At 59.6% G+C, this 6,115-nt stretch carries 8 protein-coding genes; 4 read left to right on the top strand and 4 right to left on the bottom strand.

Features of this window, described 5'->3' with window-relative positions:
- The 4 genes from ACTJLA_RS24995 to ACTJLA_RS24980 all read right to left on the bottom strand — a co-directional run.
- The coding region (locus ACTJLA_RS24995) for an ATP-binding cassette domain-containing protein (protein WP_440842337.1) at window positions 1-944 on the bottom strand (944 nt) is incomplete at its 3' end.
- Complete coding sequence (locus ACTJLA_RS24990; RefSeq protein ID WP_082423423.1) at window positions 941-1,921, bottom strand: substrate-binding domain-containing protein; 981 nt, start codon at window positions 1,919-1,921, stop codon at window positions 941-943. The genes ACTJLA_RS24990 and ACTJLA_RS24995, both read right to left, overlap by 4 nt.
- Window positions 1,922-1,953: 32 nt before the next feature.
- On the bottom strand, window positions 1,954-2,775 hold the full coding sequence (locus ACTJLA_RS24985) for an SDR family oxidoreductase (RefSeq protein WP_072448768.1): 822 nt from the start codon (window positions 2,773-2,775) through the stop codon (window positions 1,954-1,956).
- Between the two features lie 267 nt (window positions 2,776-3,042).
- Window positions 3,043-3,522 carry a GNAT family N-acetyltransferase gene (locus tag ACTJLA_RS24980; RefSeq protein WP_034128422.1) on the bottom strand — a complete coding sequence of 160 codons (480 nt, stop codon included), beginning with the start codon at window positions 3,520-3,522 and terminating at the stop codon, window positions 3,043-3,045.
- 188 nt (window positions 3,523-3,710) lie between these two features.
- Here ACTJLA_RS24980 and ACTJLA_RS24975 point away from each other — a divergent pair, with 188 nt between their 5' ends.
- From ACTJLA_RS24975 to ACTJLA_RS24960, 4 genes are all read left to right on the top strand, one after another.
- Complete coding sequence (locus ACTJLA_RS24975) at window positions 3,711-4,907, top strand: MFS transporter (RefSeq protein WP_181124859.1); 1,197 nt, start codon at window positions 3,711-3,713, stop codon at window positions 4,905-4,907.
- 85 nt (window positions 4,908-4,992) lie between these two features.
- Window positions 4,993-5,331 (top strand): hypothetical protein, encoded by a 339-nt coding sequence (locus ACTJLA_RS24970; RefSeq protein ID WP_057976376.1) that lies wholly within the window; start codon window positions 4,993-4,995, stop codon window positions 5,329-5,331.
- 51 nt (window positions 5,332-5,382) lie between these two features.
- Window positions 5,383-5,649, top strand: coding sequence for a hypothetical protein (locus tag ACTJLA_RS24965; protein WP_032895690.1), 267 nt, complete (start codon window positions 5,383-5,385; stop codon window positions 5,647-5,649).
- Window positions 5,650-5,697: 48 nt separating this feature from the next.
- Window positions 5,698-6,078 carry a hypothetical protein gene (locus ACTJLA_RS24960; RefSeq protein ID WP_054897938.1) on the top strand — a complete coding sequence of 127 codons (381 nt, stop codon included), beginning with the start codon at window positions 5,698-5,700 and terminating at the stop codon, window positions 6,076-6,078.
- The last annotated feature ends 37 nt before the right edge of the window (window positions 6,079-6,115 follow it).

The following is a 6,115-nucleotide window of genomic DNA, read 5'->3' as shown; positions in this document are numbered from 1 at the left end:
CCGCACAGTTCCAGGCTGCCGGCACTGGCGCGCTCCAACCCACTGAGCAGGCGAAACAGCTCGGTACGCCCCGCGCCCACCAGCCCGAACAGGCCCAGGATCTCGCCCTTGCGCACCTCAAAGCTGATCGGTTCACGCAGGCCAGGACCGAGCAAGCCGTCTACCTTGAGCGCCACTTCGCCCTGCTCACGCGGTCGGTAATCGTAGATATCCTGGATATCGCGACCGACCATGCAGGTCACCAGTTGATCGTGGGTCAGCGTGTTCATGTCCTCGAACGTACGCACGTAGCGACCGTCCTTGAAGACCGTCACTGCGTCGCAGATACGGAACACTTCTTCCATACGGTGCGACACGTAGAGCACTACTTTGCCCTCCTCGCGCAGGCGCGTGATGATGGCCATCAAGCGGTCGATTTCCCGCGCCGAGAGGCTACTGGTCGGCTCGTCAAAGGCGATCACATGGGCGCCACGGGACAGCGCCTTGGCGATTTCCACCAATTGGCGCTGGCCCAGGGACAGGCGCCCGAGTTTTTCGTCGGGGTCGATTTCATCGGCCAGCCCCTTGAGGCAGGCCAGGGCCTGCTTGCGCAGCAGGCTCCGGTTGACCACGCCAAAGCGCGTGGGTAAATGCCCGAGGAACAGGTTCTCGGCCACGCTCATTTCCGGCACCAGGTGCAGCTCCTGGTGAATCACCGCCACACCGCTGGCGATGCTGTCGGCGGCGCATTTGAAGGCCATGGTCTGCGCGCCGATCTGCACCGTACCGCTGGACGGAATGTAGGCGCCGCCGAGGATTTTCAGCAGGGTCGACTTGCCGGCGCCGTTCTCGCCCATCAGCGCGTGCACTGAATGCGGCCGCGCTTCAAAGCTGATCTGCGCCAGGGCTTTCACACCGGGAAACTCCTTGCCGATGCCATTGAAACGCAGGGCCGCGCCGCTCATTTCCACAGGCCGATCTTGGTCAGTTCTTCCTGGAAATTGGCGCGGGTGATCAAGGTCACTTCGTCCATGGCGGTGTATTTGGCCGGTTCCTTGCCGGTGGTGACCCACTCGTACATCGCCAGCGCGGTGTTATAGCCCTCGATATGCGGGCTGGGCAGCATGGAGCCGAAGAAACCGCTGTCGGCTTTCTTCAATTCGCCAATGGCGTCGGTGCCATTGATGCCGATGCCGATGACGTTGGCGGCCTTGAAGCCGGCACTTTCGGTGGCGCGCACGCCGCCGAGCACGGTGTTGTCGTTCATGCCGCCGATGATCAGGTTCTTCGCCCCGTTCGGCAGCTTGACCAAGGCCGAGTTGGTGGCGTCCATGCTGCCAGGTACGTCGAGGGTTTTCAGCGCAGCGGTGAGGATGTGGTCCTTGGGAATACCGGCCTCCTCGAGGGATTTGATCGAGCCGTCTGTACGCTTCTTACCGGTGTCGAGTTCGTTGAAGGTATTGATCACCGCATAGGTGTCCTTCCAGTCCCAACCGCGTTTTTTCGCTTCGGCGGCCATGGCGGCGCCCTGCTTCTGGCCCACTTCAAACGCGGCCATTCCCAGGTATGGCACGTCTTCCATGAAGTTGCCCTTGGCATCGACAAAGCGGTCATCCACGGCCATCACTTTCAAACCGTTGACCTTGGCCTTGGCAACGATGGCCGGGCCCAGGGACACGTCCGGCGGGCAGATCACAAAACCCTTGGCGCCATTCGCGGCCAGGCTGTCGATGGCCGACAAGGTCTTTTCGCCATCGGGCACGGCGATCTTGATCACAGTAAAACCATGCTCTTTGCCGGCTTTTTCCGCGAATGCCCACTCCGTTTGAAACCAAGGTTCCTCGGCCTGCTTGACCAGGAAACCGATCTTCACTTCTTCAGCCGATACCCAGCCGCAGAACGCCATTGCCAGTGCCACGGCACCGAGTGTTTGCTTGAACATGGACCACCTCCTTCTTGTTATTGGAAAACGCTTTAGTCGTGGTACATCACAGACCGCCCGCCATCGATCATCAGGCAAGTGGCGTTGATAAAGGGCGCCTCGTCGGTCGCCAGGAACAGTGCTGTCATGGCCACTTCGATGGGCTGGCCAATGCGTTTGGGCGGGTGCAGGTCGAACGCACGCTGGCGTTCGGCGTGGGGGTCTGGGAAACCGTTCCAGTAATCGACGTTGAGCTGGGTTTCGATATAGCCGGGGGCGATGGCATTCACGCGGATGCCCTTGGGCGCGTACTCGATGCCCAGGGCCCGGGTAAGGCCGAGCAGGCCGTGCTTGGCCACAGGGTAAGGAAAGCAACCGGGAATGATGTGGCTGGAATGGGTGGACGCGATATTGATGATGTTGCCGATACCTTGCTCGATCATGTGCGGCAATACCGAGCGGCAGCCGTACCAGGCACCGTCGAGGTCGATGGCGAAACAGCGGCGCCAGTCCTCTTCGCTCATCTCCAGCGGGTCACGGAACACGTTGACCCCGGCACAGTTGACCAGCACATCCACGCGGCCAAAGCGCTCGATGGCCAGGTTGACCAGTGCCTGCCATTGATCCTTGGAAGTGATATCAACCGGTTGGGCGTAAACCTGCGCACCGTGTTCGCGCCAATGAGCGGCGATTTTCTCGACTTTGTCGCCCTGGATATCCGCAATGATCAACCGCGCCTGCTGGGCCTGGAAACAGGCAACGATGGCTTCGCCAATGCCTTGGGCGGCGCCGGTGACGATCACCACCTTGTTCTTCAGCCGCTCGCCATAAGTCGGCTCGGGCACGGCGGGTAGGGACAACGGTTGCGCCTGCATCGCTTCACCTTTTTATTTTTAGTAGTGAGTGCTGATGCTGGCGACTATAAACCCATCGCCTGAAATATCTCAATATATAAATTAAGATCCCATATATTGAGAAAAATAAAAAAATGTTCGAGCGGGTTAGCTGTGGCGAGGGAGCTTGCTCCCGCTGTCTGCGCAGCAGACTCCCGCTTTTGGGGGGCGCTTCGCACCCCAGCGCAAGCAAGCTTGCTCGCCACAGGAAAGCTCACATCTGGTTTTAGTGTTTACATAAATGAGGCTTCAGCCTTGGGCAAAGTCGCGCAGGGCATCGCCTTCCATGCGATAACGCACCCATTCTTCCTGAGGCTGGGCGCCTATGGATTTGTAGAAGGCAATCGCTGGCTCGTTCCAGTCCAGCACGCTCCATTCAAAGCGCCCGCAACCGTTGTCACACGCGATCTTGGCCAAGTGGCGCAGCAACTTCTTGCCGGCCCCGCCGCCGCGTTGTTCCGGGTTGATGTACAGATCTTCCAGGTACAGGCAGTTACTGCCCAGCCACGTCGAGTAACTGAAAAAGAACACCGCAAAGCCAATCGGCAAGCCGTCGCGCAAGCAGATAAGGCCATGGGCCGTGGCGCCTTCGCTGAACAGGCTGCGTTCGATATCCACCACGCTGGCGATCACTTCATGCCGGGCTTTCTCGTACTCGGCAAGTTCAGTGATAAAGGTCAGGATCTGCGCAGCATCGCTGGGCACGGCGGGGCGAATCTCGATGGTCATGGGCGAGCCTTGGGCAAATTCAAAGGCCACATACTAAGACGGTTTGATGGCCGTTTGCAGTGCAATTGATGCCAATCAGCACGTTTCACTCCGGCGCGGGGTGAAGCAAGCATCAGCAACCACAGAACAAAGCCTGGGGACGCCCATGGTAAACAATGGGCATAAATCCAACGATCAGAGACCTGCTCATGCACGCCACGCCACCAGTGGGCACCAAGACATTCGCGCTGTTCTGCCTCGCCAGTTTCCTGCTGTCACTGTCTTACGGCTCGACCTTTTTGTTGTCACTGCTGATCCATGCCCGTGGCGGTAATGAACACGACGCGGGCAGTATCATTGCCACGGCAATGCTCAGCACCTTCGTAGCGGTGGTGCTTTCCGGGCATCTGGCCGATGCGATGGGCGCGGCGCGAGCGATTGCGAGCACCGGCCTATTGTTAGTGGTGGCCTGCCTGGGGTTTGCCCTGACGCCAGGGTTTGGCCAGGGCTTGATGCTGTTTGGATTGTCCCTTGGCTTGGGCTGGGGCGTGTTCTATACCTTGGGTCCGATCATCGTGACGCTGCTGGTGGAACCCCGCCAGCGGGCCAAATATTTCGCCTTGCTCTCGGGCAGTATGTTGAGCGGCATAGGTTCCGGCCCTTTGCTGGGACGCGCCGCCACTGCGCTGGACCTGCCCCTGACAACGGCGTTTTATATTGCCGGGCTCGCCAGCCTCGCCGGGGTGGTGATGTTCTGGCGCATGGGCTCTCGGTTGCGACAGCACGCGAATGTACCGACATCCAGGATTTCCTGGGCTGCAAGCCGCCGCGTACTGTCTTCCAAGGCGGCGTTCGCCATCCTGATGGTTGGCCTGGGTGGCTGCGTATTCGGGGGGCTATCTTCGTTCCAGACCAGCTATGCCGTTGCCCATAAGCTGGACTATTCGCTGTTCTTCGCGGGTTTCCTGACAGCGGCAATTATCAGTCGCCTGCTGATCGCCGGTTTCGTGGTCAAGCGCGATGCGTACCAGGCTGCCTGCGTATTATCCGGGGTGATGCTCGGCGCGATCACGCTGTTCGCGTTTGGTGTCAGCGGCAACCTCAGTTATGTGCTCGCCGCCGCCACGCTAGGGATCGGGTATGGCCTGACGTATTCGGTGATTAACGGCCTGGTGGCCAACGAAGCGCCCAGCGGTACCACTTCCCAGGCGTTATTGCTGTTCAGCCTGGCGTACTTTATCGGCGTCTTCGGGTTTCCCTGGCTCGCAGGCAAGATCATCGTCGACTTCGGCCTTGCGACAATGATGCTGAGCGTACTGGTGATCGCCGCACTCAACTGGACGATCACAGTGGCGCGCTTGGTAGCGCGCCGACTATCGGCAAATAAAGTGATACATGTGAGCTGATACCGTTCGTCGCCATCCCGGCACGATCGGCAAACGCGGGCAGACCAATACAGGGTAAGGACATTAATCATATGGAGACACCCTGATGAACAATTCCAAATTTGCTGCCCTCGCCCTGACCGGCCTGTTGTCTGCCGCGTCCTTGAGCGCCTTTGCGGCTAGCTCGACCACTGGCCCCACCGATCCAACGCCGGACGCCACTACCGAGTCGCAAAAATCCATGGGCACCGGCCTGGATACCAACGGTGGCGCGATCATCGACAACAGCGCCGACCCACGCACCAAAGGCAACGACACCCAGCGCCAGGCACCGCCTGCCGTAGGCAACGGCAAGATGGGCCCTGGCACGAGCAACAATGAGCCGAAGATCAACAAGGGCGACGACTCGAACATCCCCGGCGCGCAGAAACAACCAGCGCCTTGATGCACCCTTGGTACGACCAACACCCGACCATTTCCCAGTGAAGAGGTACGCATGAACGTCGATAGAAACCTTGAAAAAGAAGTCCTCACCCGCCTGCTGCACGCCCATCCGCAAGGCTTGGGCAAGGAGGTGCTGGACAATTACCGCGGTGAAAAAGAGGTCGCCAGTGTCTTGGCGTTCCTGCAGGACCGCGGGCTGATCAAGGATGGGCATGTGACCACCGACGACGCCGGCGAATACGCGTTGAACCTGCCGATCAAGCTCACCGCTTCTGGTGTGGATGAGGCGCGCAAGCTCGACGCTCAAAGTACTCAGTAATCCATTTCTGGCCTGGCCCCGCGACTGGGGCCAGAGGGAGTTTTAGCGATGCCTCGTGGAAGCAAAGCCAAATACACCGACGAACAGAAACGCAAGGCCGCTCATATCGAAGACAGTTATGAGCATAAGGGGTTGCCCAAGGACGAAGCCGAAGCCCGCGCCTGGGCGACCGTCAACAAACAGTCCGGCGGCGGTGAAAAAGCCGGCGGATCAGGCCGACGCAAAGCACCGGCCAAGAAAACCCAGGACCGGCAGGAATCCGCCAAGCGTGCCGCTGCCAGCCGTGAAGGCCACCCGCGCAGCAGTGGGGCTTCGCTGGGTACGCAGACCAAGGAAAGTTTGATGAAAGAGGCGAGGGCCAAGGATATTCCTGGGCGCTCAACCATGCGCAAAGATGAGTTGGTTCAAGCGCTGAAAAAAGCAGGTTAAACGCAGAACCCGTTGTGGGAGCGGGCTTGCTCGCGAA

Origin of the sequence: Pseudomonas sp. 22072 (assembly GCF_052046095.1) — a bacterium.
Classification (GTDB): domain Bacteria; phylum Pseudomonadota; class Gammaproteobacteria; order Pseudomonadales; family Pseudomonadaceae; genus Aquipseudomonas; species Aquipseudomonas paracarnis.
This window is presented reverse-complemented; position numbering and strand designations above follow the sequence as displayed.

What these genes read in the sequence shown, in the direction of transcription:
- ACTJLA_RS24990 (WP_082423423.1), bottom strand. Translation starts at nt 1,921, where the DNA reads ATGTTCAAGCAAACACTCGGTGCCGTGGCACTGGCAATGGCGTTCTGC.
- ACTJLA_RS24985 (WP_072448768.1), bottom strand. Translation starts at nt 2,775, where the DNA reads ATGCAGGCGCAACCGTTGTCCCTACCCGCCGTGCCCGAGCCGACTTAT.
- ACTJLA_RS24980 (WP_034128422.1), bottom strand. Translation starts at nt 3,522, where the DNA reads ATGACCATCGAGATTCGCCCCGCCGTGCCCAGCGATGCTGCGCAGATC.
- ACTJLA_RS24975 (WP_181124859.1), top strand. Translation starts at nt 3,711, where the DNA reads ATGCACGCCACGCCACCAGTGGGCACCAAGACATTCGCGCTGTTCTGC.
- ACTJLA_RS24970 (WP_057976376.1), top strand. Translation starts at nt 4,993, where the DNA reads ATGAACAATTCCAAATTTGCTGCCCTCGCCCTGACCGGCCTGTTGTCT.
- ACTJLA_RS24965 (WP_032895690.1), top strand. Translation starts at nt 5,383, where the DNA reads ATGAACGTCGATAGAAACCTTGAAAAAGAAGTCCTCACCCGCCTGCTG.
- ACTJLA_RS24960 (WP_054897938.1), top strand. Translation starts at nt 5,698, where the DNA reads ATGCCTCGTGGAAGCAAAGCCAAATACACCGACGAACAGAAACGCAAG.